We start from the raw sequence: 22733 nt of genomic DNA, 5'->3' as shown, positions 1-22733 counted from the left end.
TGCGCAGGTGCCGGACACGAGAGCTGGGCAGTACCGCTCCGCGCAGTGGGGCGACGGTGCCCGCTCCGGCCGCCGGACAGCGGCCCTTCCGGCCCGGCCGGTCCGCCTTGGCCGGAATTGACGTGCGGACCTGCGGGACGGCGCGAGGACCCTCGTACACTGCGGAACATGATGAAATCGAGTAAATCCGGGCATGACGACGCCTGGGAGGGCGTGGTCGTGGGCAAGTCTCGAGGCATGCTGGACGGCTCGAACATGTACCACTTCGTGGAGGTTAGCCTGACCGACGGGGAACTCAGGAAGTTCAGAATCGACCGTCGGCTCTGGAAGTCGATCGCCATCGACGACCGCATCGTCAAGGAGCCGGGAAGCGACCCCGTCAAGGGATAGCCGACGTTCGGCAGCGCGTTGCGCCGGGCTCGGCCCAGGCGATGCCGTGGAGCCCGGCGGTGCGGCGCGTACCCGGCACCGGGCCCCCGCTCGGCGGGGGCCCGGAGTCGGTCAGGCGTCGGCGATGGGCGAGGCGCTCAGCCTGATGTTGTCCACCGCCCAGAACCAGTTGTTGCCCGCGTGGTGGATCCGGAAGCCCACCTTCACCGAACGCGCGTCGGCCGGCACGGCGAAGGACGCGGTGACGAGACGGTTCTGCTGGTCGCGGCCGCCGTTGCTGTTCCCCGACGCCGCGCTGGAGTAGTACAGCACCCTGGAGGTGGCGCCGGTGTCGAAGACGACGGTCACCTCCGCCTCCTGCGGGCTCTCCTGCCGGTAGTGGGAATCGAAGCCCAGGTGCAGTGTCGGGGTCCCCACCGGGATCGCGACGGCGGGCGTCGTCAGCGTCGAGTCGAAGGTGCCACGGCTGGAGGGACTGCCCGTGTCGTCCCAGTCGTCCGGGTCGGCGACGGCGACGATGCCCAGGGACCGGCCGAACGCCGCGCGCTCCTGGCCGGCCGGGAACCAGAACTGCCGGGACAGGAACGACCAGCCGTTGAGCTCCTCCGTGCCCTGCGGCATCCCGGCGGCGTTGGTGACCGTCCAACCCTCGGGCGCGGTCCGCGTCCAGCCCCGCAGCCCGGGACGGCTCAGATCGGTGGCGGGGGCCAGCCGGTCGGCGAGGGACTCGAAGTCCTCGGCGAGCAGGTAGCCGGTCATCACCGGCCCCACCCGGGTGGCCAGCGATCCGGTCTGCTCCACCGTCGTGCCGGCCGCGGTGCGCCCGCCGACGGTCGCCGTCAGCGTGGCGGAGGTGCGGGCCGCCGACGCGGGCGCGGTGACCTTCCAGACCACCTTCACCGACGCACGGGCCGGAACCGAGGCGGGGGTCCCCGCGGTCACCTCGGCACGCCACCCGTCCGGTACCGCGAGCCGGGCGGACAGGGTCGTGAGCGGAGCGCTCCCCGCGTTGGTGACGGTCGCGGTCACGGACAGCGGCTTCTCCGGGGACAGCGCGCAGCCGTCGGTGTCGGGAGAGCTCGCGGGCGCGGTCAGGGTGAGGCTCACCGCGCGGGCGACCTCCGCCCGGACCCGCGCGTCCGCGATCCGGAGCAGGCCGTCGCCCTCGGCGCGGGCGGCGACGGTGAGCGTGGCGGCCGTGGCGTCCGCCGCCGGGGTGACGGTGAACCGCAGGTCCGCCGTACCGCCGCCGGGCAGGCTGCGCGGGACCGGCCCGGAGGACTTCACCGTCCAGCCGCCCGGTGCCAGCAGGGACACGGCCAGGTCCCGCAGCCGTCCCTTCTCCTCGTTGCGTACGCGGACCACCACTTCGGCGGGACTGCCCTGCACGAGGGGGGCGGTCAGCGGGGGCAGGGGCTCGGGCAGCTCGATCGCCGCGCTCAGCGCCGGCGCGGTCCCGATCGCCGGGTCCGTGGTGCCCCGTCCGCCGTCCGCGGGCCTGCCGGACATCCGGCGCAGGAAGCGCGGGTCCTCCTCGTCGAGCACCACGATGTCGTACCAGCCGTGCCGGGCGAGCGGTACGGACACGGTCCGCTTCCCGCCGGGCGCCAGCCGGACGGTCTGCACGCGGCCGTCTCCGCGCCGCTCGTGGGTGGACTCGCCCACCACGAGGGTCCGGGTGCGCCGGGTGGGGTTGGTGCACTCCACGTCCACGTGGCGGGCGTGGGCGTGCTCCACCACGTGCGCCTCGGCGCCGGTGCCGGCGCCGCGCAGCTCCCACAGCGCCCAGCCGGGGCCGTGCACCTGGAGGTCGTAGCCCTCGGGACCGTACGGCAGGCTGCCGGTGGCGCTGTCCCGGCCGGCGACGGTCCAGGCGCGCGGGACGGTTCCGTCGCCCGGGTACGCGGTGATCGCGGCGGTCCGCCGACCCTCGTTGCCGAGCGCCAGCCGCACCTCGGTGTCGGTGACGGTGGCGCGCAGCGCGAGCCGGTACGGGGAGGGCCGGGTCGGGCGGACGCCGGTCTCCTGGACGGGGCGCTCCTGCGTCGACGGAGGCACCGGGTTCCAGCGGCCGATCGGTGCCGGAACCGCGCCGGGCCGTTCCACCTCGGGCCGGCGGTAGGCGCGGTCGAAGTCGAACACGGAGGTCAGGTCACCGAAGACGCTGCGGCGCCAGGCGCTGATGTTGGGCTCCTGGACGCCCGTCCACTTCTCCAGGAACCTGATCACCGACGTGTGGTCGAAGAGCTCCGAGTTGACGAAACCGCCGACCGTCCAGGGGGACACGACGGTCATCGGGACGCGCGGGCCCGGCCCGACCGGGCGGCCGCCCACCCAGTCGTCGCCGTCGCCGCTCTCCGGCCGCGGGGCGGTGGGGGCGGGAACGTGGTCGAAGTAGCCGTCGTTCTCGTCGAAGTTGATGAACAGCGCGGTCTTCGACCAGGTCTTGGGGTCCGAGGCGATGGCGTCCAGCAGGTCGTAGACGAGGCCGGCGCTGCCGACGGGCGTGGAGGAGCTGGGGTGTTCCGAGAGGGCGGCCGTGGGCACCACCCAGCTGACCTTCGGGAGGGTTCCCGCCTTGATGTCGGCCTTGATCCGGGTGAGGAGGGTGCCCGGTTCGGAGCGGTGGGCGCCGCGCAGGAACAGCCGGCGCTCGTCCTCGGGAAGGGCGTCGACCGCGGCGCTGAACCGGGCCAGGTCCGCCTTCCGCTGGCTTTCGCTCTTCGCCCACAGCTTGTCGTAGAACTCCTCGGTGGTGGCGTGGGCGAACCCGGCGGCGCTGAGGATCTTCCGGCCGATCCGCTTCCACGGCTTGAAGTACTCCACCGCGTTGTCGGTGAAGTTGTCCCACTCCTGGTAGATCTGCCAGGACACCCCGGCGGCCTCCAGGCGCTCCGGGTAGGTGGTCCAGTCGTAGCCGGCGTGGCTGTAGGAGTACGCGGCGTTGGTGACGGCACGTCCCCCGCCGTTGGGCTCGAACCCTGTCGTGCCGGTCCACAGGAAGTTGCGGTTGGGGTTCGTGGAGCCGAAGACGGAGCAGTGGTAGGCGTCGCAGATGGTGAAACGGTCGGCGAGTTCGTACTGGAGGGGGATGTCGCGCCGGTCGTAGTGGGCCATGGTGCTCTGGCCCTTGGCCGCGATCCAGTCGTTCCACCAGCCGTTCGCGCGGGCCTGCACGCCGTCGTTGAAGCCGTGCGGCAGCGAGCCGAGGTACTGGATGTCGCTCTCGGGCCGTCCGGCGTCGACGGCCGCCCGGCGGGCGGAGAACGGCAGGACGGAGGGCCCGCCGGAGCGAGGCTGCTCGAACACGCTGGCACCGTCGGGCAGTCGCAGCGCCCGCCGGTCGCCGAAGCCGCGGACGCCTCTGAGGGTGCCGAAGTAGTTGTCGAAGGAACGGTTCTCCTGCATCAGCACGATGACGTGCTCGACGGCCCGGAGTCCCCCGCGGGGCAGAGGAGCGGCCATGGCCGTCAGGAGGGAGGGCGGAAGGACGGAGAGTGCGGAACCGGCGGCAAGGGTGCCGAGGACCTTACGGCGTGAGAAGTCGGACATGGCCGGGAGGCTAGGGCGTGGCACAGCGCCTCCGAAACCCATCGCGCCAGGGGTTCGCCCACTGTTCACGCCAGGGACGCGTACGAAATCCGCAGGTCAAGGCCATGATCACGCTGTCTCGGCGCGGAAGGCGCCGCACCGGGCCCGGTGCGGTTCGCGCTCTCCGGCGCGTCCGCGGAACTCCGAGGAGTACTCCCGGGACCGTCCGCCCGGCCGTCGGAGCCGCCGCGGTCCGGACGGCGGGCCCCGGGGAGGACCGCCTGGGTGTTGTCCCGCCGTCTCCTGCCGTATACGCCGTGCGTGGAGGGTCACCCGGGCGCGGCCCGGCGGCCTCGCGGACCGTCAGGCGGGCGGCTCCGGCGCGCCGGGGTCTCCCGGGCCCGGCGGCGCCGGGATTCGGGGGCTCGGGGTCGGGCGCGCCCGGATCCGGCGGCCCGGGCGGGACCGGTTCGGGACCCGGCGGTACGGGGTCGGGCCCGGGCGGTACGGGCTGGGGGCCCGGCGGCACGGGCTCCGGCCTGCCGGGCGGCGGCGCGACCGGGTCGGGCGGGCCCGGCGGTCGCGGCGGTGCGGGCGGGGGTACCGGCGCGATGTCGGGGTCGGGCGGCAGCGGAACGGCGTCCGCGGTCAGCGGGACGCGTCCCCCCGGCCCGTACCACCGGTGCGGGACGGCGCTCGTTCCTCGGTTCATGGTCACACCTTCCAAGTGCGGTCGTGCGGGTGAACCTCGACGGTGATCACCTCGGCCGCGCCCGCCCGCCTGCTCGGCGATCCGGGACGCGCCGTCGGGACCGGCGCGATCCGCGCGGCCCCGGACGGTCGGTGGCGGCCGGTCGCCGCGGGTGGCGAACGCCACCGCGCAGGCGCGGCCGATGCCGCCGCCGACTGGGCCGATCACGACGGTTCGTGGTGCGGTTTCCACATCGTCCATGTCCGTCCGGCTTTCCGCGATCTCGGGTCGCAAACGGCCGTCGCCGGGTGGAGAGCAATCGGGCTCAGCTGCTCAGGGCCGGAAGGACGAGCTCCTGGCAGGAAGCGAGGAATCTGGGCGGGCTCCCCCGGCAGCAGTTCGGTCGGCCACCCTCGAACCCTGGGGCGACGGAGCGGGCGCGGGATGCTCGTGGGGCCCTCGCCGCGCTGGAGACGAGCCCACCGCCCGTCGCCTCCGGGTGTCCCGCTGCCAGGCCGTCGGGTCACGAGCGGCCGGGTCCAGCCCGCCGGGACAGCGTCGGTCGTGCGTGAGGAGTCCGGCCGGTCGATTTCTCGGTTCTCCACGGCGCGGCCGATGAGTTTGCGGCTCCGGGGCGGTCCAAGCTCGTGACACGCCAGGAAAGGACACCGCCATGTCGGAGCTTCTCGTCGACTTCATCACGTCCCTCGACGGCTACGCGTCAGGAGAGGGATGGCCCGGGTTCTGGGGCCTCGAGGGCCCGGAGTACCTCGCCTGGCTCGGCGAGCAGCCCGAGGTCACCTACCTGATGGGGGCGAACACCTACCGCCTGATGTCGGGCTTCGCCGCCGGCGAGGTGCCGAGCGGTCAGGACGAGTTCAGGCCCGAGGAGGAGGCGTCCGTCGACGGGCTCACGCGCGCCTCCAAGGTGGTGTTCTCCAGCTCGCTCACGGCGCCGCTCACGTGGGCCAACGCCACGCTCGTCCAGGACGACGCCGTCGAGGCGGTCCGCGCCATGAAGGCGAGCGGCTCGGGGATCCTCAGCACGATCGGCAGCCTCAGCCTCTCCCGGGCCCTGCTCCGTGCCGGACTCGTCGACCGCTTCCGGGTCGTGATGTTCCCTGTGATCACCGGAGCCACGGGCGAAGAACGCATCTACGACGGCTACCCGGACGTGGCCCTCGAGATGACCGAGCACCGCACCTTCGACGACCGCATCCAGCTGGTCGAGTACCGGCCCCGCGTGCTCGACCACCCGCCGCTCGGCTCCCCTGCGTGACGTCGCCCCGCCCGCCGGTCCGGACGAGGGCGGGCCGGCGCGGACGGGGGCTGAGCACGAGGGATCGCCGATCGACTCCTGCCGAACGAGCGACGGCCCGCGCCGCTCAGCGGCGGGAGAAGTGGATGCTGAGGACGTTGGCTCCGACGACGGCCCCGATGGCGGCTCCGTCGGTCCACCCGAGGCTCTGGCCGAGACCGATCCAGCCGACCACGGCCGCGAGCACGGGGTTGACGCTCATGAACAGGCCGAAGGCGGCGGCCGGCACGTGCCGCAGCGTGTACAGGTCCACCAGGTACGGCACCGCCGAGGCGAGGACGCCGGCTGCGACGGCGTACGCGAGGGACGCGGCTGTCGGCGGGTGACGCAGCACGACGTGGAGGCCGACCGGCAGGAACATGACGGCGGAGAGGAGCGCGGCGGCGGCACTGCCCTGCGCGCCCGGGACGCGGCGCCCGACCTCCTGGTTGAGCTTGATGTACGAGGCCCAGCACACGGCCCCGAGCAGGCCCGACGCCATCCCGACGTAGTCGGTGGAGGGCTGGGGCCGCATGAGGGTGACGACCCCGGCGGCAGCCAGCAGGGCGCACAGCACGTCGGTACGGCGGCGGGTGGCGGCCAGGGCGATGGCGAGCGGACCGAGGAACTCCAGGGTCACGGCGAGCCCCAGGCCGACCCGGTCGATGGCAGTGTAGAGCGAGAGGTTCATCGTCGCGAAGACGACCGCGAGCAGCACGACGGGCCGCCACTGCCGCCAGGTGAAGCTGCGCAGCGCGGGCCGGCCGACGGCCAGCAGCACGGCGGCGGCGACGTACTGGCGGACCGCGACGACTCCGACGGGGCCGATGGCGGGAAAGGCGAGGGAACCGGTGGCGGCACCGATCTGGTTGGAGAGGCCGCTGCCGAGCATGGCGGCCACGCCGGCCGGGGAGGCCTGGGGCGTCGGCGGGACGCTCGTCGCCAGGGTGGGTTCGGACGGGGCTGTTCGCATGCGCTGATGCTGGTGCCGACGCGTCCTTGCGCAAAATGCATGTACGCAAGCCAGCTATACGCTGACGTCATGGATATGGAGCTCCGGCAGCTGCGCTGTCTCGTCGCGATCGTCGACGAGGGCACCTTCACCGACGCCGCGCTGGCGCTCGGCGTCTCCCAGGCGGCCGTCTCCCGGACCCTGGCCTCCCTCGAACGGACTTTGGGCGTCCGGCTGTTGCGACGCACCTCCCGTTCCGTGGCTCCCACGAGCGCCGGCGTGCGCGTGGTGGAGCACGCGCGGCGGCTGCTCGCCGCGGCGGACGAACTGGTCCGAGAGGCGACGGCGGGACAGCACGTCCTGCGCATCGGCTACGCCTGGTCGGCCCTCGGCCGCCACACCCCGGCGTTCCAGCGCCGGTGGGCCGCGGCGCACCCCGGCACCGAGCTGCACATGGTGCGGGTCAACTCGGCGACCGCCGGGCTGGCAGAGGGCTCGTGCGACCTGGCCGTGCTGCGAAGGGGGCTGGAGGACCGCCGCTTCGACTCGGCGATCGTGGGTCTGGAGCGACGGCTCTGCGCGATGGCGGCCGACGACCCGCTGGCCAGGCGTCGTTCGCTGCGCCTGGCGGACCTGAGCGGCCACACCCTGCTGATCGACAGGCGCACCGGCACCACGACACCGGAGCTCTGGCCGCCCGACTCCCGCCCCGCGACCCAGGAGACGTACGACGTGGACGACTGGCTCACGGCGATCTCGACCGGGCGATGCATGGGCATGAGCGCGGAGGCCACGGCCAGCCAGTACCGCAGACCGGGCGTGGTCTACCGACCGGTCCGCGATGCCGAACCCGTCGCGGTACGGCTGGCCTGGTGGCGCGACGACCCGCACCCGGCGGCCCCGCACGTCATCGAGCTCCTCAGCGACCTCTACCGAAAGGCGTGACGTCTGCATCGCATCTGCCGAGCGAGCTCAGGCAGAACGATAGGCACAGGCATTCGCAGGGACACTCAGGAACGGTGAGGTCGGTTCATGAACGACGTGGACGGCGAATCGGTCGGCTTCACGGCGCGGGCACGGCCCAAGGAGTCGGTGTGGGACTACCCACGGCCTCCGAAGCTGGTGGGCGATGACCGCCGCGTGACGGTATCGGTGGGCTCGGTGGTCGTGGCGGAGACATGTGCGAGCCTCCGAGTTCTCGAGACGAGTCATCCCCCGGTCTTCTACCTGCCCCGAAGCGACGTGCGCGAGGAGCTTCTGCGGGCGCGGCCGGGGGGAACCCACTGCGAGTGGAAAGGGGAGGCGTCCTACTGGGACATCGTCGTCGACGGCCTTGTGATCCACAGGGCTGCCTGGAGCTACGAGCGGCCGCTCACCCCTTACCAGGCTCTCCGGAGCCACCTGGCCTTCTACCCGTCTTCTGCGCACTGCACAGTCGACGGCGACGTGGTGACCGCCCAGGAGGGCGACTTCTACGGTGGGTGGATCACGGCCGAGATCGAGGGCCCTTTCAAGGGTGGTCCCGGCACCTGGGGCTGGTGAGCCGCCCGGCGTGGAGGGGCATCACGTTGAGCATGGCGGCACGTTGTGGCATGGGGTGGTCGTCGTTCCGGATCAGAGTGCTCCTGACGCGTCGTGCGGTTACCCCCTCCGGATGGACTCCTCCTCGATGCGCCCTCCCGTGCCCAGAAGCCCCGTCTGTTCGAGGGAGTCCGCACGGGTGAGGTGCGGTAGCGTCCGGCTGGACAGCAGGGAGACGGCCGCGGGAAAGACCGGACGGGCCAGTTGCGCGAGACGAAGCCACGGCGGTGCGTAGACGGAGGTGGCTCGTCGGTCGATGCCTCGCGCGATCCACGAAGCGACCTGGCCGACGGGGTAGACCTTCCGAGCCGGTGCGGGCATGTGCTGGCGCAGTTCGCGCAGGACCGTGTGCCGCTCCACGTCGCGGATCATGTCCGTGTCCGTCCAGTGCAGGTAGGCGATTCCCACAGACACATCCCGGTGTGCGAGTTCCGCTCTGATCGAGCGGGCGAACGACTCCGCTCCGGCCTTGGAGGCACAGTACGCGCTCATCATCGGAGCTGCCCCGAAGGCCGCCGTGGAGGCCACCTGGAGAAAGTACCCGTGCGTCTCCAGCAGGTGGGGCATGAAGACGCGTGCCGTGACCGCACTGCCGATCAGATTCACTTCGATGACTCGTCTCCAGGTGGACGGATCAGAGCTTGTGAACGGCCCTCCCTCCGCAATGCCGGCGTTGGCGACGACGACACTCGGGGAGCCGAGATCGAACTCGATCTGGGCCGCCACCTGCATCATTCCGGAGTCGTCCGTGACATCTACCTCGTAGACGCCGGATTCCGTGGGAAGCCGGGAGGCCACGGCGTCGAGGGTGGGCGCCTCGCGTCCGAGCAGGGCGACCCGCATTCCTCGTGCGGCCAGCTCGCGGGCGACTCCGGCGCCCAGGCCGCGCGCCGCTCCGGTCACCACCGCTGTACGTCCCTGGAGTGCTGCCGAGTAGTTCACAGGTCCTCCGTTGCTGCACGAGAGGGGAGGTAGGGGGTCCAACCGCGGCTTCGACGCCGAAGCAGCTTCAGTCCCCGTTACCTCTGCTTGTGCGTTCGCTGGCCCTACGGATGCACCAGCAGTGATTCCCTCGATTCTCGTGCGCGGCATGGAGACCGTACGATCCGGCGCGACAGCGCGGTCCGCCGTCAGTCCCGGCAGCCGTACGCCGCGGCCAGCTCCGCCAGCCCCTCCACGCCTCCGTCGGTGACGCCGCCCTCGCCTTCTCGGGCGAGCAGGAGCACCCGGGCCGGCACGCCGGCGGCCGCGTACGCCGCGAGTCGGTGATGACCGTCCAGTACCGCTCCCACCAGCCATCGCTCCTCGTGCTGGGCCCGGACGTACCGGTCGTCGATCCAGCCGAGGACGACGGCAGCGGGCCTCTTCCCGGCCGCGATGGCGGCCGCGTGCCGGGCGACGGTCGCCGGGTCGAGCGCCTCCGGCGGCTGCGAGGGCATGAGGGCGCCGTACGTGAACGGCACCCGGCCACCCGTGACGGGCGCGGTGAGCTGAAGATGAGCGACGCCTGGCCAGAAGTCTTCGGGAGTGTCCTCGCCGAATTCGTCCTCGTCGCCGTCCTGCTGCGCCCGGGCCGCCACGCGGCGGTACCACCACGAATGGGCAGGCTCGGAGACTTCCTCCAGAGGGAGGTCGAGCAGCAGGGCACGGTAGTGGCCGGTCTCCAGCTCGCCGAGGACGGGGCCCCATTCTGCGAGCAGCGCGGTGTCGAGCCGGTCCAGGTCGGCCAGCCGTCCGCGCATCCGGGCGGCGATCCGGGCCGCCTCCTGGTCCGGCCAGTCCAGCAGGGTCAGACCCAGCTCGCACGTGTCGCAGACCGAGCCGACCTGGTACAGCGGCTTCCCGTCGAACGTCAGGGACCGGTTCCAGCGCGGCCAGGAGGAGCCGGGCGACGGAGGGTCGAAGGCGACCCTGATCCGGCCCGCGCCCTCGTCGACGGAGAATCGCGCCAGCGCATCGGACTCGACCACCAGGTCCCGCACCACCTCGGGCACGCGCTCGGTACGGCTCTCGGCCCAGGCTGCGCGCACGGCCGACGCGTACGCCGCACCGCTCGCTCCCTCGGGCAGCAGCGGGTCGCGCCGGGTGAGGCGTACGAGCGCGAGATGCACGTCGTGCACGCGTTCCTCGCCGCTCTCGGCCAGCCATCGAAGCAGGTACGGCACTGCGACGGGATCGTCCAGGAGCTCCAGGGCGACGGCGAACGCGGTGTGCTGAAGCCCGCTGACCGCGGACAGCCGTGCGGCTATCGGGGCTGTCCACTCACGGGCGCCGAGGCGGCCCAGCGCGAGCGCGGCGCGGGCGCGCACGGCGGGGTCTTCGAGGAGGGTGCCGAGGTGAGGGGCGAAGGACAGGTCCCCGGAGAGTCCCATCGCGTCCACGAGCGCCGGGGCGACCGGGCTGTCGGCGCGCGCCTCACTCCCTTCGGCGGCCTGGGCCTCATCCGCAAACGAGCGCACGAGCGCCGCGGGCAGCCGTAGCCCGCACGTGACGGCGGCCCTCAGCAGGGCCTGGCGGTCACGGGGGGCGAACGCAGGCTCGGCGAGCAACCGCAGCAGCACCTCGCCCCCTGCCTCGCCGAGCCCCTGGAGCAGCGAGGTGAGGTAGGGGCGGAAGGCGTCCCGGTCCGGGTCCGACCGGTACAGCTCCTCGGCCGCCGCGGCGAGAGCGACGGGCCGGTCGGTGTTCAGCATGTACAGCGCGGTCCACGGGTCGCCGGCGCACAGAGCGGCGCGCAGTTGTGCCTGCGTGGTGTCGTGATCCCCCATGGAAGCAGTATCGGCCATGGGCGGACGGCGGCAGCGGCGGGAGTGCACGCGGCGCACGGCATCCTGCCGTCGGCGTCGGCGAGCTCAGGCCTCAGCGCCGACGCCGGTCGGAGATCCGACGCGGCACAGGTGCCTCGGACGGTTCGGAGAAGGCCGTGGGTTCGGTTTCTCGCGCGCGGTGACCGTCGCGTGCTTCCCCGGAGGCGGCCTCGGGGTGACGGCGCTGCCAGTAGGGGTTGTCGTGCGGAAGCCTGCCGGAGACTCGGCCGTACATCCCGAAGGTGAGGATCACCAGCCCCATGACGAAGCTGAAGATGACGTTGGTCATGCCGAAGTCCAGGAAGTTCGCCGGCCGGTCCAGGACGAAAAGGTGCCAGAAGCCGCTGAGGAGGAACAGGGAGCCCACGGTCATGTTCAGGGACGAGGCGAAATTCCCTCCCACCACCGCCCCACCCAGAAGGGCCACGCCGAACACGACCGAAAGGGCGCTGAGAGCGCTGTTGGTGGTCATGCCGGCGATCTTGTCGCCCGACGTATTGAAGGGGCTCAGGAAGTCCGCGAATCCCAGGCAGCCGAAGCACAGCAGGATCATGCCGCAGAGAGCCGAGCCGACGCGGTAGACCCGGGCCAGGTGATGGTCGACGGGCAACTCGTCCTTCAGTTTCATGTTCTCTCCCGGAGAAAGTCGGGCCGGCCGGAGAAAGTCGGGCCGGCGGGAGACAGGCGCGGGCCGGTGGGAGACGGGCGCGGGTCGGACATTCACGAGAATCACCGGGGAATCGCCGCACTCCTCGCGGCGCGTGGATCCCGGCCTGAGCACCGCTTGCAGAGTCTTTCTCGTCAGTTCCGGATTCGGATGCGCCGAGAGGCGATGGGGTCTCTGGGAATCCGTCGAGTGAGAGGGCTCCGGCGCGCCAGATCGAGGTATTCACCGGCGAGACTTCGCGCCATCGCCTCGACCGAGTAGGACGTCCGGACCAGAGCCTTCCCCTGCCGGGCCATTTCGGCGGCACTGTGGTCATCGACCTGCAGGAGACGTCTGAGGCCGGTGCCGAGGGATCGCGCGGACGACGTGTCGAGCAGCAAGCCGTTTTCGCCGTCTTTCAGGTAGTTCGGAACGCCGCCGCGCGAGGGGGCCGCGACGAGCATTCCGGCCTCCATCGCTTCCAGAACGGCCAGTCCGAATTCCTCCTTCGCACTCGGGCAGACGTAGCGGGCGCGTATGCCGCTCGCGGGGTCGGCCAGAGTGCGCTCCAGGAGTCTCACGTCGGCGTTCGACAGCGCGGGGATGAGCACGAGACGTTTTCTGGCGGCCGGGCAGGAATCCAAAGCCCGCTCGATGCCGTCCCGTACGGGTGTCTCCGTGGGGCCGGGGTTTTCGGGGGTGCCGCCCACGATGACGAGGAGGGAGGCGTGGTGGCAGCCTGATTCGATCCACGCGCGGACGAGGACGTCTTGTTGTTTGACCGGGTGCAGGCGGCCGACGCTCAGCAGCACGGTCGGTACGGCCAGGTCGGCGGCCGCGACGGCTGCGGAGACCTGTCCGGCCAGTCTGCGCCGACGGACGGGTACGTCAGGCCCCGGCCTGTACGGAGCGATGCCCTCAGGCAGCGCGGCGATCTCTGCTCTCCCCCGGTCACCGGCGAGCTGGGGGAAGTGGGTGAGGAGCTCGCCCACTCCCCCGTCCTGCCCGGCGATTCCCACGACGTGGTCGGCGCGGGCGACGAGCCAGTCGGCCAGGAAGACCCGGTGCAGGTCGTGCCGGACGGCCTCCGGCTCCGCCTGCGGCGTGTCATGGCGTTCCGTCATCTGCCGGTGCGGGTCGGGCGTGGCGGTGAAGACCACGCGTGCCCCGATCCTGCGGGCGGCTTCGGCCATCGCGGCGGAGCCGTCGTCGGAGTAGCGCACATGGAGCACGTCGACCGCCGGTCGCAGTGCGCCGAGGAGCCTCGCCGACCACCACGACAGCTCCTCGCGATGTCGTCCCATGTCCTGCGGCCCCAGGGGCTGGTCGCTGTCGACGGGAAGCCGCAGCACCCAGTGGTCGGCCGTTCGACGGCGCAGCAGCACGGGGTCGGCCTCGAGTTCCGGGCGGCACGCGGTCACCACCGTGACGACGCCGGCGATCCCCTGCGTCTCCGCGAGGGCGTCGCCGAGTCCTCCGAGCAGCACGCCGAGCCCGCCGCTGAGCCCTTCTCCCGGCCGCTCCAGGTCTCCCATGAGCATGGACTGGGCGAGGAGGAGGCCGGGGCGTTCGGGAGCCGTCTCCCAGCGGCTCGCGTCCGTGGACCGGAGGGCGTCGAGAAGCAAGCGCTCGTAGGCGTCGAGCTCTCCGACAGCCGCTACGAGGTCGAGTTCCTCGTGTCCGGACCGGGCCAGATGGCGCCACGCGGCGTGCCTCAGCCCCCGGTCCGGGCTACGGGCCAGACGGGCCGCTTCCACGTGCCGAAGGACGGGGAGCCTGCCGGCAGTGGACAGATCCATGAGAAACGAGGTGGTGTCGGCGTCCCGGCTCGTGAGGAACCCGTTTCGTACGGCGGCAGCGGCCCGTGCAACCCCGTGGCTTCGCAGGCTGTACGGCCAGACCGCCGCGACGGTGGCCCGTGGGAGAGCGCCTCCCGCCAGGAGACGTACGCATTCCTCGGGTGACGGGATCTCGCCGGCCCGGACCCTGCTGCGCACCCGAGCGAGCTCGAGGTCCAGAGCGGTGGCCAGGACCGGCCACTCACCGGCTCTCTCGGCCCGGCCGTCGTACTCCGCGTCGACCAGCTCGGTCATCAGAGTGTCGTGCTGTTCACGTCGCGTGCCCGGGTGGGTTCGCGGTGTCGTGCGGACCTTGCGCCAGAAGCGCTGTCGGGCGTCGACGAAAGCGTCGCGCCGGCCATCGTCAGGGACATCGGACAAGGTCGCCCGGCTACGAGCGTCCAGACCTGGATGTTCCATGAGGGCTCCTCGGGGCAGATGGTCGACCTGCTGTGATTCGGCTGCTCCGCGGCACTTGGATGCGCGACCTCGTCGATTCCGGGAGCCCCCACCTCGGCGGCGGGGTGGTTCGCATCCGCCGCGGCGCGGGTGACGCCCCAGGCCGTGGATCCCTGCATCCACGGGGCGGGCGTCGAGCGAAGGGAGGCACAGCAGAGGCTCCGGAAGGGGCCTGTCTCGCAGGAGGTCGCATGCCGCGCGTCGTCGTCGTCAGTCCCCCGTTCCACTCCCACGCTCAGCCGATGTCAGTCCTGGCCGGCTCCCTCGGGCGGGCGGGCGTCGACACGTACCTCGCCTGTGCGGAACCCTTCGCTCCCATGGCTGAAGCGGCCGGTGTCGGGTTCGCCCCGCTCACCGTGACGCGCAACGCCAACACCGGAGTCGCACGCAGTACGGCGCAGGGCGCGCGCGAGGCCGCGCGATTGGACGAGTTCCTCACGTCGACCCGCGAAGGGGCCGTCGCGGCGCTGCTCACGCAGTCCCGCCATCGCGGGGAGGACATGCTGGCCGACCCCGATCTCGTACTGGCCGAGATGCGGGCTCTGCACGAGCGCCTCACTCCGGACTGGTACGTGGTCGACCAGCTCAGTTTCCCGGTGACTCTGGCCTTGCACTGCCTGGGCCTGCCGTTCGCCACGTTCTGCCCCGGGCATCCGTCGTATCTGCCGCACGAACCGCAGGCGCTGTTCGGAGTGCCGTACGCGTGGCCCTCGGCCATCCGCCCGGCCAAGGAGGATCTGGCCCGACTCCGTCTGGCCGCCTCCGCCAACGACGTCGCCTTCACCCGGCAGTTCGCGAGCGTCGCGCGCCATCACGTGTCCAAGGGCGGAACACCCGGCCGGGCCTTCGCCCTCGCGTCCCGTCGGGCGGTCGTCTTCAACTATCCGCCCTTCCCGTGGCTGCCCGCCCGTCGTCCGACCGGGACGCGGTACGTCTACGGAGGACACTGCGTACCCCAGGAGGCGCAGAGCCCCGGCAGCGTGTGGGAGGCGGTCCTCGCGAAGCTGAGGACCAAGGCCCGGCACGTCGTCCTCATCGCTCTCGGTACGTTCCTGTCGGCACGCGACGACGTGCTGGCGGTGCTGGTGCGGGGCATCCTCTCCCACGTCCCGGACACATCCGTGGTGGTCGCGGCCGGTGACCGTGTGTCCCGCCTGTCGCGACTGGCGGGGCCGCGAGTGCACGTCGCCGCGACGGTGCCTCAGCGCTGGTTGCTGAGGCACGTGGACGCGATGGTGCATCACGGCGGCAACAACTCGTTCACCGAATGTGTGGCCTCCGGCGTCCCAGCGCTCGTGCTTCCCTTCTCCAGCGACCAGTTCTCCATCGCCCACGACGCCGAGAAGGCACAGCTGGGCGTGTGCCTGGACCCGGCTCGGCTCACCGAAGCCCAGGCGGGTGCCGCGGTACGCCAGCTGCTCGACCGAACGCCGCGGGGACTGTCCCGCTGGGCCGGCGACTTGTCCGGCAGAGGCCCCGACTGGACGGCAGGCCAGCTCCTGGCCGCCATGCGGGAGCAGCCGCGCTGACAGGACCTCGCATGGACGGACCGAAGTCACGCTTCCGGTGTCCGGGCTCTGGTGTACGTGAGGGGGACCGGCGCAGCCTGCGGGCAGTTTTCGATGCAGGATCAATGCGAGTGGATATGCGTCGTTTGTCGCGAGATGATGATCTGGGAATGCGGCTGCTATGCCGCTCGACCTACGGGAGGCGTCATGGCCGCCGAGAAGTCCGTACCGCCCCAGGAAACTCCGCCCGCCGAAGGCTCCACCTCCTCCGCCCATCCCGAGCGCCCCGACGGCGGCATCTGGGAGCACCCCATGGTGTGGCTCTCCCTGATCGTCATCGGGTCGCTCATGATCGCGTTGTTCTTCGGCCTCCGCATAGCCGACCTCGTGTGACCGACACCCCGTCGCCCGCACGCCGGGCGCGGCCGCCGCGCCCCTCCGACGGGGCGCGGGGACACAGCGACATCCGATGCCGCCCGCGTCTTCTCCCGCTCGAGTACGGAGAAGGGGCTGTCGGCGTCGCCCACGGTGCCGTCCCGGATCGTTCAGTCCTCCGGGTCAGGCCCTGACAGACAGACGGGATCCCTCCATGCACACACACGTCTATGGCGCCTCGGAGCTCGCGGCCGGAGTCTGGCAGTCCGGACTCGCCCAGGTCCTCGGTGGTCTGATCGTGGTCGCCGTCCTCATCGGCGCCTTCGTCTTCGGCATCAGGGTCAAGAACAAGGAGCTCCCGCCCCCGGACCCGGAGTCGCAGCCGCACCGGCCTGACACGGGTCAGCTGCCGGGCGAGGTCGCGGAGTACCGCAAGCCCACCGAGATGCCGGTCACCGACGGCGAGCACCGCCTCATGCCGTACAACCTGAAGAACACCGGCGAGCCCGACACCGACCCGCCGAGCGAGGAGAAGCGCAAGTGGCGCGGAATCTCCAGCGGCGGCTTCGGCAGCGGCGGAACCGGCCACGGCGACTGATCGACGGCCGTCCCGGCGATCAGGGGGCGGTCGCCGTCCGCCGCTGCGTCGCGGGGGGGGGCGGCGGGATCAGCGGTGGACGAGCTCCCGTACGTGCTCCAGGCGGCCGCAGTCCGATGCCAGTTGCTTCGCGCGCGCCGCCTGGAACGCGTCGCCCAGTTCGGCCCTCCGCTCGTCGGGGACGTTCTCCCGGGTTCCGTTGAGGATGGTGCGCTCCTCCTCGTCGACGTGGTGAGTCACGGCCTTCACCAGGTCCTCCAGGCGGTCGTCCCATTCTTCCGAGCCCACGTCCTTCACCTCGAGCAACGCGAGGAGGGCCTCGTTTCCTTCGGCGTGCTCCTCCGAGCCGTGGTCGACCTCGTCGTTGTCGACGCCCCTGAACCGCTTCAGCGCCCCGTAGACCTCGGTCTCCTCGGCCTCGCCATGGGCCACGAGCAGCGCGGCGAACTCTTCCAGGGCGGCGGCGCGGTCCGCCTCGACGCTGCGCATCCGGCGGAACAGTTCCTCCATCCTGCGGTGGTCCTCAAGGATGACCTCCACCACGTCACGCCCGTTGCGGACCTCGGCCTTCACCATCGTCACTCTCCTCCTTCGATCTGCGGACATCCCCGTTTCGTCCTTCACCGTTCAGGGCGCTCGTCAGGAGTCGCCCACGAGTCCCTCCTCGCCTCGGCAGACGGCGGCTGGGCGGCGACACCGGTGGTGGTACGTCGGCGCGCGACCCGCCGGGCACCCCACCAGAATGCGGCGACCAGCAGGACGGCCACCACCACCCCGACCAGGATCAGAAACAACGCGGGCGAGCCATCGGCGGCGAGTGCCGCGGCGGAGACGCTGGAGGCGGTCATGGGGCGCGTCCTTCCTGTCGAGAACGGATCAAACCGTCTGGTTCGCGCTGCTACCCCGCATCCCCGGGACCATTCACGCAGCTCGCCTCCAGCGGTCTTTCGGGGCCGGGGAAGCGCGGCGACAGGCCGCACCGGCAGTGGCCGTTCCCTGTGGATCTCGCCGCAGGAGCCTCCGCCCTGCGCCGCGACCAGCAGGATCCGGTCCTCCAGGGGCAGGGCCCTCCGGGTCAGGCGACGCCTTCGACGATGCGGAAGTCGCGCTCGAAGCCGTCAGGGAGGGCCTCCAGCGCCTTCTTGTAGGCCTCGCTCTCATATGCCGAGGCGGCTTGTTCGAAGCTGTCGAACTCGATCAGAACGACGCGCTGCGTGATTCCGGCCTCGTGGGCGACGACGCGACCGTCGGTGGACAGGAGACGGCCGGTCCGGCCAGGTTGTTGTAGGCGGTCAGACTCTCAGGGTCGGAGATGACGGGGTAGACGCTGACCCAGTAGCCCTTGGGCATGGAACCTCCAGTGTGAGGATGAGTGCATCCAACTTAGATGGGTGCATCCGACGTTCGGATGGGTCTCGACGAGCGTCGGCGGGCTGCGCGCCGCCGCGGGTCACGCCGCTTCCGGCGGTCAGGCCGTGGTGGGGTCGGGAAGCAGGCGGGAGCGCAGGAATCCGAGCACTTCGTCACGGGCTTCCACGGTGGGGTGCCCCTCCTCGTCGACGAGGTGCGCGGTGAGAACGCTGTGGGGGGTCTGGACCAGATCGCGGAAGAACGGCGGTGGTTCGGGGTTCGCGGACGCGCCGGGCAGCACGCGGCCGTCGAAGCGGTCGCCGAGCAGGTGGGTGTAGGCGGCGAAGCGCCGGCCGGTACACCACTTGTCGTTGTCGAAGCGCAGGCCGAGTGCGGTGAGTCCGTCGCGTTCGAACCTCTCGCGGATGGCGGCAGCGTCCTCAGGCGACAGCTCCAGGGCGCCCGGGTCGTCAAAGGGCAACGAGGGCTGGCCGAGGACCGGGGCGATGACGGCCGGCTCCAGCGTCATGCTCAGGGCGAAGTTGCCCGTGAAGCACATCCCCACAGCTCCGACGCCCGGTCCGCCGCATTCGTCGTGCGCGGTCCTGGCCAGCGCGCGCAGCCACACCGCCACCGGACTCGTACCACCGCCGGCGAACGCCCTGAACTCCGCACTGACGCAGGCCCGTTTGAGGATCGGCTCGGCGAGCTCGACGGTGGGATACGCCCCGTCGACCCCGAAGAGCGACGGCACGTAGACGGTGAACCCCGCATCGCACACCCACCTGGCGAAGCGCACGACGTCGGGGCTGATCCCCGGTATTTCCGGCATCACGACCACCGCAGGCCCCTGCCCGGCCACATGGACGGCCTTCTCGCTCCCGAACAGCGAGAGCACGCGCCTCTCGAAGCCGTCCAGCCCGGCGTCACTCATGATCCACACCCCGACTATGCGATCGATCGGTCGTATAGCCGGGGACAGTACACGACCGATCGATCGCATACAATCGCCACATGGCCCCCGACACCCCCGACTCCGCCGCGGACTCCCCCGCGCCGCGCACCGACGGTCGCCGCGCGCGCGGCGACCGGACACGGCACGAAGTCGCCCGGGAGGCAGCCATGTCCGCGACTGTGCACGGTCTGGACGCCATCACGGTGGGCGCGCTCGCCGCCCGGACCGGGCACAGCAAGAGCGGCATCCTCACGGTGTTCGCCAACCGGGAAGCCATCCAGATCGCCGCCGTCGCCGAGGCTCGCACCCTGTACCTGCGGCACGTCGTCGAGCCGTCGTGGCCCGCCGCCCCGGGGCTGCCCCGACTCCACGCCCTGCTCGACAGCTGGGTCACCTATCTGCGCGACGACGTCTTCCCCGGCGGGTGCTTCATCACGGCGACCTCGGTCGAATACGGACGACGCGAAGGCCCCGTCGCCGACGCGGTCCGCGACCTCGTCCGCGAATGGCTGCGCCTGTTGGAGTCCGAGCTGGCCGCCGCGGGCAGCCGCTTCCCGGCCGACGACGCCTTTCGCATCGACGCCTACCTGCGCGCCGCCAACACCCGCTACCAGCTCTTCGGCGACGATGCCGATCTGGACCGTGCCAGACGCCTGTCCCTGGACGTGCTCAGCGCCTGACGCCGACGCTCGACGGCTCCGTCTCCGGCAACCGGCAACCGGCAACCGGCAACCGGCCGGATCGTCCTACCGGCTCAAGACCACCGGCTTCCCGCTGTCGCTCGGGCGTTGGACTGGGCCCCGGTTCGCGGCGTAGGCGTGCGAGGGGCCCGGTCACGACCCCGCAGGAGGCAGACCCACGGTGTCGCGGCAGCCGCAACGGCTCCCCCTCCCGGTCTGTGCTCCCTCCGAGGGACAGCCGTGGGTGGCGCGTGCCTCCGTCGCTCGGCAGGGGGCGACACTCGACGGGTGCTCAGCAGCCTCCGCGACCGCGCGCTCCCCGACCACCAGCGAAGGACTCTGGAGGAGTTGGAGGAGGATCTGGACCTTTCGGCCGGGGACACCCGTGCGAAGCAGTCCGCGTTCTGGTCCATGCTGTTCCTGTCGGCGGTCATCGCGGCCGGCGGAGTGCTGACGGATTCGACGGCCACGGTGATCGGCGCGATGATCATCGCGCCGCTGTCCACGCCGATCATGGGGATCGCCCTCGGCGCCGTGCAACGCCGGCGCTCGACGGCGGCTCTGTTCGTCGCCGCCGGTGGGCTGCTGGTCGTGGCGCTCGGAGCCCTGTTCTCGCTGGTGCTGCCCGCCTCCTACGACCTGCTGTCCAACAGTCAGATCTCCAGTCGTACCTCGCCCGGCCTGATGGACCTGGTGGCGGCGCTCGCCACCGGTTTCGCAGGCGCTCTGGCCCTCTCCCGCCGGGACGTCGCCGCGGTCCTGCCAGGAGTGGCGATCGCCATCTCGCTGGTACCGCCGCTGGTGGTGACCGGCGTCTGCCTCGGGCAGGCAGCGTGGTGGCTGGCCCTGGGATCGTCCGTCCTGTTCGTGTCGAACCTCCTGGCCCTCGTGTTCGCCGGCATGGTGGTGTTCGGAGGCCTGGGATACGCGACGGCCGACCGCGGAACGGAGACGGGCGGCGCGCGCAGGACCTACCTGGCGCTCGGCCTGCTGTTCGGTGCGGTCGGCGTGCTGCTGGCGGCGAACACCACGGCCACCGTCCTGGTGCAGCTGTGGACCACGCGCGCCTCGAACAGCGCCACGCGGTGGCTGGCGGCATCGCCCGGCGCTTCCGTGGTCAACGTCAGCGCGCAGTCGCGAACGCTCTACATCCAGGTCCGTGTGCCGGGAGACCTGCCCCCGGTCGACACGCTCCTCGCCGACCTCCAGGGGCAGATCCCCGAAGGGGTGCCCGTCGTGGTCGTCACCAACGAGGGCCGCCAGGTCCAGGCCGGACGGGTCGGAGACTGACCCGCTGTCCGGCCGCGCGCGTCCATTCGGTGGTCTTCGGGTGCAGGCGTGAGGAACCTCGTCAGGGCCGGAATGCCTCGCCGAGCGTCCCGGGTTCGGTCTCCAGCGTGTCGCGGTCGGCCATCAGCATGACCAGGAAGAACAGCCCGCCGGCCAGGAGGAGGCCGGCGACGATCACGACGGACACGAAGGCCTCTCTCGGGGAGACCAGGACGAACAGGGCCAGGAGCGTCCACGCCAGTGCGCAGATCGCGACGGGCAGCTCGAAGCGCCCCAGATCGAACGCGCACTTCCTGCGGCTCAGTCGCCCCCGCACCACCAGGTAGAGGACGATCGTCGCACCGTAGATGAGCGCCGGGAGGATCGTCGACGCCGTGATCAGTTCCAGCAGGGCGGAGCCCGGCAGTGCGACCATCAGGAGGACGCCGAGGGCGAAGATCAGGGCGGTCGCCGGGACCGGGGTCCGTGTGCGCCGACCGACCCGCCGCATCAGACGGCCGGCCGGAAACCGGCCGTCTCGCGCCATGGCGAAGACCAGGCGCGCGCACGCCGCCATCGACACCAACCCGGCGCCGAAGAACGCGAAGGTGATCGCGACCAGCAGCACCCGTTCCATCACCGGACCGAGCTGGTCCCGCATGATCGCCGCGACAGGCGAGCCGTCCGCGGAGATGCGCGGGACATCCGTGATCGCGACCGTGAGTGCGATCAGGAACAGCATGCCCAGGACCGCGGCCGCCACGACCGACCCCACGATCGCACGCGGGACCGTGCGGTGCGGGTCCTTGGCCTCCTCGGCCAGGTTCGCCGCGGAGTCGAAGCCGACCAGGGTGGCCAGGCCCATGATCATCGCGAGCATCAGTCCGCCGCCCACGGCGAAGTAGCCGGGGGCGTCGGTGGTGATGCCGCGCGACGCGAGGTTGTCGGCCGCGCCGTCGCCGGTGGCCAGGACGGCGACGGCCAGCGCGATCGACACCACCACGACCAGGGCCACCTCGATGCCGACGGCGGCCGTGTTGATGACGCTGACGATGCGGGTGGAGGCGACGGCCAGCACCGTCTGCACGAACAGCACCACGAGCGTGATCACCCGCGCGGCGTCCTCGTCGGGGTCCATCCCGACGAGCGGCATGAACGCCTGGCTCGCCAACGCGTTGTCGACCGCGACCACGGCGACCGCCAGGAAGCAGAAGGACAGCCAGCCGAACCCCCAGCCCACCTTGGGGTTGGCAAGGCGCGAGGCCCATTGGTACGAGGAACCACTCAGCGGAATCCGGGCCGCGAACTGCGCGATCACCAGAGCCACCAGGATCTGCCCCACACCGGCGATCGGCCACAGCCGGATCCCGACCGGCCCGGCGGTCCTCAGCACGTCGTCGTACGTCCCGAAGATGCCGACCGCCACCGAGATGAAGGCGAAGGAGATCGCGAACACCTGGAAGGATCCGAGTGTCCGCTTCAGCTCCTGCTGGTAGCCGCCCAGCTCGACGGAGTCCGCGCCGTCCTCGTCGTCCCGCGGATCCGCCGGAGCCTGCGCCACGTCGGCCACGTCCTCTCTCCTGGGCCGCTGCGGGTCCTGGGAGACGGCGGCTCGCCCAGTGTCCCCGCCCGGGTCCTCCATCACGGCCTTGACCACGGCTTTGACCACCGACGCGCGCGACCGACCGCCCGAACGGACGCCTTGTGGCTCCACGAGGGCACGTCGCCCCCCTTTCAGAGCCGGGAGCGGGTGGCCCGACGCGTCCCCCTTCCCCATGGGCCCCCGCGCCGCGCGCCGAGCCGATC

General features: G+C 71.5%; 19 protein-coding genes and 1 pseudogene. 9 read left to right on the top strand and 11 right to left on the bottom strand.

The annotated features are described in order from the left end of the window. The first annotated feature begins 168 nt into the window (after positions 1–168). Positions 169–390, top strand: a complete 222-nt coding sequence (locus ACFV2S_RS11920) for a hypothetical protein (RefSeq protein WP_385556653.1) — start codon at positions 169–171, stop codon at positions 388–390. Between the two features lie 111 nt (positions 391–501). Here the strand turns inward: ACFV2S_RS11920 and ACFV2S_RS11915 are convergent, their stop codons facing one another. Then, the gene (locus ACFV2S_RS11915; RefSeq protein ID WP_385556650.1) at positions 502–3942 is read right to left on the bottom strand and encodes a phosphocholine-specific phospholipase C; all 3441 of its coding nucleotides are present in this window, start codon (positions 3940–3942) and stop codon (positions 502–504) included. Between the two features lie 1343 nt (positions 3943–5285). Here ACFV2S_RS11915 and ACFV2S_RS11910 point away from each other — a divergent pair. Then, positions 5286–5891, top strand: coding sequence for a dihydrofolate reductase family protein (locus tag ACFV2S_RS11910; RefSeq protein ID WP_385556647.1), 606 nt, complete (start codon positions 5286–5288; stop codon positions 5889–5891). Between the two features lie 106 nt (positions 5892–5997). Here ACFV2S_RS11910 and ACFV2S_RS11905 read toward each other — a convergent pair whose 3' ends face one another. Beyond that, the gene (locus ACFV2S_RS11905; protein ID WP_385556644.1) at positions 5998–6882 is read right to left on the bottom strand and encodes a DMT family transporter; all 885 of its coding nucleotides are present in this window, start codon (positions 6880–6882) and stop codon (positions 5998–6000) included. Between the two features lie 69 nt (positions 6883–6951). On the opposite strand from ACFV2S_RS11905, the gene ACFV2S_RS11900 reads away from it, so the two are divergent. After that, positions 6952–7806: a LysR family transcriptional regulator gene (locus ACFV2S_RS11900; RefSeq protein ID WP_385556641.1), complete on the top strand. Its 855-nt coding sequence runs from the start codon at positions 6952–6954 to the stop codon at positions 7804–7806. 87 nt (positions 7807–7893) lie between these two features. Continuing rightward, complete coding sequence (locus ACFV2S_RS11895; protein WP_385556638.1) at positions 7894–8403, top strand: DUF427 domain-containing protein; 510 nt, start codon at positions 7894–7896, stop codon at positions 8401–8403. A gap of 99 nt (positions 8404–8502) precedes the next feature. Here ACFV2S_RS11895 and ACFV2S_RS11890 read toward each other — a convergent pair whose 3' ends face one another. From ACFV2S_RS11890 to ACFV2S_RS11875, 4 genes are all read right to left on the bottom strand, one after another. Continuing rightward, a complete protein-coding gene (locus ACFV2S_RS11890) occupies positions 8503–9384 on the bottom strand; it encodes an SDR family oxidoreductase (RefSeq protein ID WP_385556635.1) in 882 nt (293 codons plus the stop codon). A gap of 188 nt (positions 9385–9572) precedes the next feature. Next, entirely contained in the window at positions 9573–11210 is a 1638-nt protein-coding gene (locus ACFV2S_RS11885; RefSeq protein WP_385556632.1) for a hypothetical protein, read from the bottom strand. 91 nt (positions 11211–11301) lie between these two features. Next, complete coding sequence (locus tag ACFV2S_RS11880; RefSeq protein WP_385556629.1) at positions 11302–11877, bottom strand: DUF4383 domain-containing protein; 576 nt, start codon at positions 11875–11877, stop codon at positions 11302–11304. Between the two features lie 173 nt (positions 11878–12050). After that, complete coding sequence (locus tag ACFV2S_RS11875) at positions 12051–13988, bottom strand: glycosyltransferase family 4 protein (RefSeq protein ID WP_385556627.1); 1938 nt, start codon at positions 13986–13988, stop codon at positions 12051–12053. Positions 13989–14434: 446 nt separating this feature from the next. On the opposite strand from ACFV2S_RS11875, the gene ACFV2S_RS11870 reads away from it, so the two are divergent. The 3 genes from ACFV2S_RS11870 (at position 14435) to ACFV2S_RS11860 (ending at position 16673) form a co-directional block, all read left to right on the top strand. Further along, positions 14435–15721: a nucleotide disphospho-sugar-binding domain-containing protein gene (locus tag ACFV2S_RS11870; protein WP_385556624.1), complete on the top strand. Its 1287-nt coding sequence runs from the start codon at positions 14435–14437 to the stop codon at positions 15719–15721. A gap of 186 nt (positions 15722–15907) precedes the next feature. After that, positions 15908–16093, top strand: a complete 186-nt coding sequence (locus ACFV2S_RS11865) for a DUF6480 family protein (RefSeq protein WP_383783825.1) — start codon at positions 15908–15910, stop codon at positions 16091–16093. 196 nt (positions 16094–16289) lie between these two features. Next, positions 16290–16673, top strand: coding sequence for a DUF6479 family protein (locus ACFV2S_RS11860; RefSeq protein ID WP_385556621.1), 384 nt, complete (start codon positions 16290–16292; stop codon positions 16671–16673). 69 nt (positions 16674–16742) lie between these two features. On the opposite strand, the gene ACFV2S_RS11855 is transcribed toward ACFV2S_RS11860, so the two are convergent. The 4 genes and pseudogenes from ACFV2S_RS11855 to ACFV2S_RS11840 all read right to left on the bottom strand — a co-directional run bounded on the left by ACFV2S_RS11855 (position 16743) and on the right by ACFV2S_RS11840 (position 18957). Further along, positions 16743–17249, bottom strand: a complete 507-nt coding sequence (locus ACFV2S_RS11855) for a hemerythrin domain-containing protein (protein WP_385556737.1) — start codon at positions 17247–17249, stop codon at positions 16743–16745. 44 nt (positions 17250–17293) lie between these two features. After that, positions 17294–17521, bottom strand: a complete 228-nt coding sequence (locus ACFV2S_RS11850; protein ID WP_385556618.1) for a DUF6479 family protein — start codon at positions 17519–17521, stop codon at positions 17294–17296. 227 nt (positions 17522–17748) lie between these two features. Further along, positions 17749–18023 (bottom strand): annotated as a pseudogene (locus ACFV2S_RS11845) (DUF1330 domain-containing protein). 118 nt (positions 18024–18141) lie between these two features. Next, on the bottom strand, positions 18142–18957 hold the full coding sequence (locus ACFV2S_RS11840; RefSeq protein WP_385556615.1) for a dienelactone hydrolase family protein: 816 nt from the start codon (positions 18955–18957) through the stop codon (positions 18142–18144). 80 nt (positions 18958–19037) lie between these two features. Here ACFV2S_RS11840 and ACFV2S_RS11835 point away from each other — a divergent pair, with 80 nt between their 5' ends. Continuing rightward, positions 19038–19658, top strand: a complete 621-nt coding sequence (locus ACFV2S_RS11835; protein WP_385556612.1) for a TetR/AcrR family transcriptional regulator — start codon at positions 19038–19040, stop codon at positions 19656–19658. Between the two features lie 288 nt (positions 19659–19946). Continuing rightward, positions 19947–20948, top strand: a complete 1002-nt coding sequence (locus ACFV2S_RS11830) for a DUF389 domain-containing protein (RefSeq protein WP_385556610.1) — start codon at positions 19947–19949, stop codon at positions 20946–20948. Between the two features lie 61 nt (positions 20949–21009). Here ACFV2S_RS11830 and ACFV2S_RS11825 read toward each other — a convergent pair whose 3' ends face one another. Next, entirely contained in the window at positions 21010–22497 is a 1488-nt protein-coding gene (locus ACFV2S_RS11825) for an APC family permease (protein ID WP_385556608.1), read from the bottom strand. Positions 22498–22733: the final 236 nt, after the last annotated feature.

The organism is Streptomyces sp. NPDC059695, assembly GCF_042733785.1.
In the GTDB taxonomy this organism is placed as follows: domain Bacteria; phylum Actinomycetota; class Actinomycetes; order Streptomycetales; family Streptomycetaceae; genus Streptomyces.
Note: the sequence above shows the minus strand (reverse complement) of the source record. Positions and strands in the feature narration are given on the sequence as shown.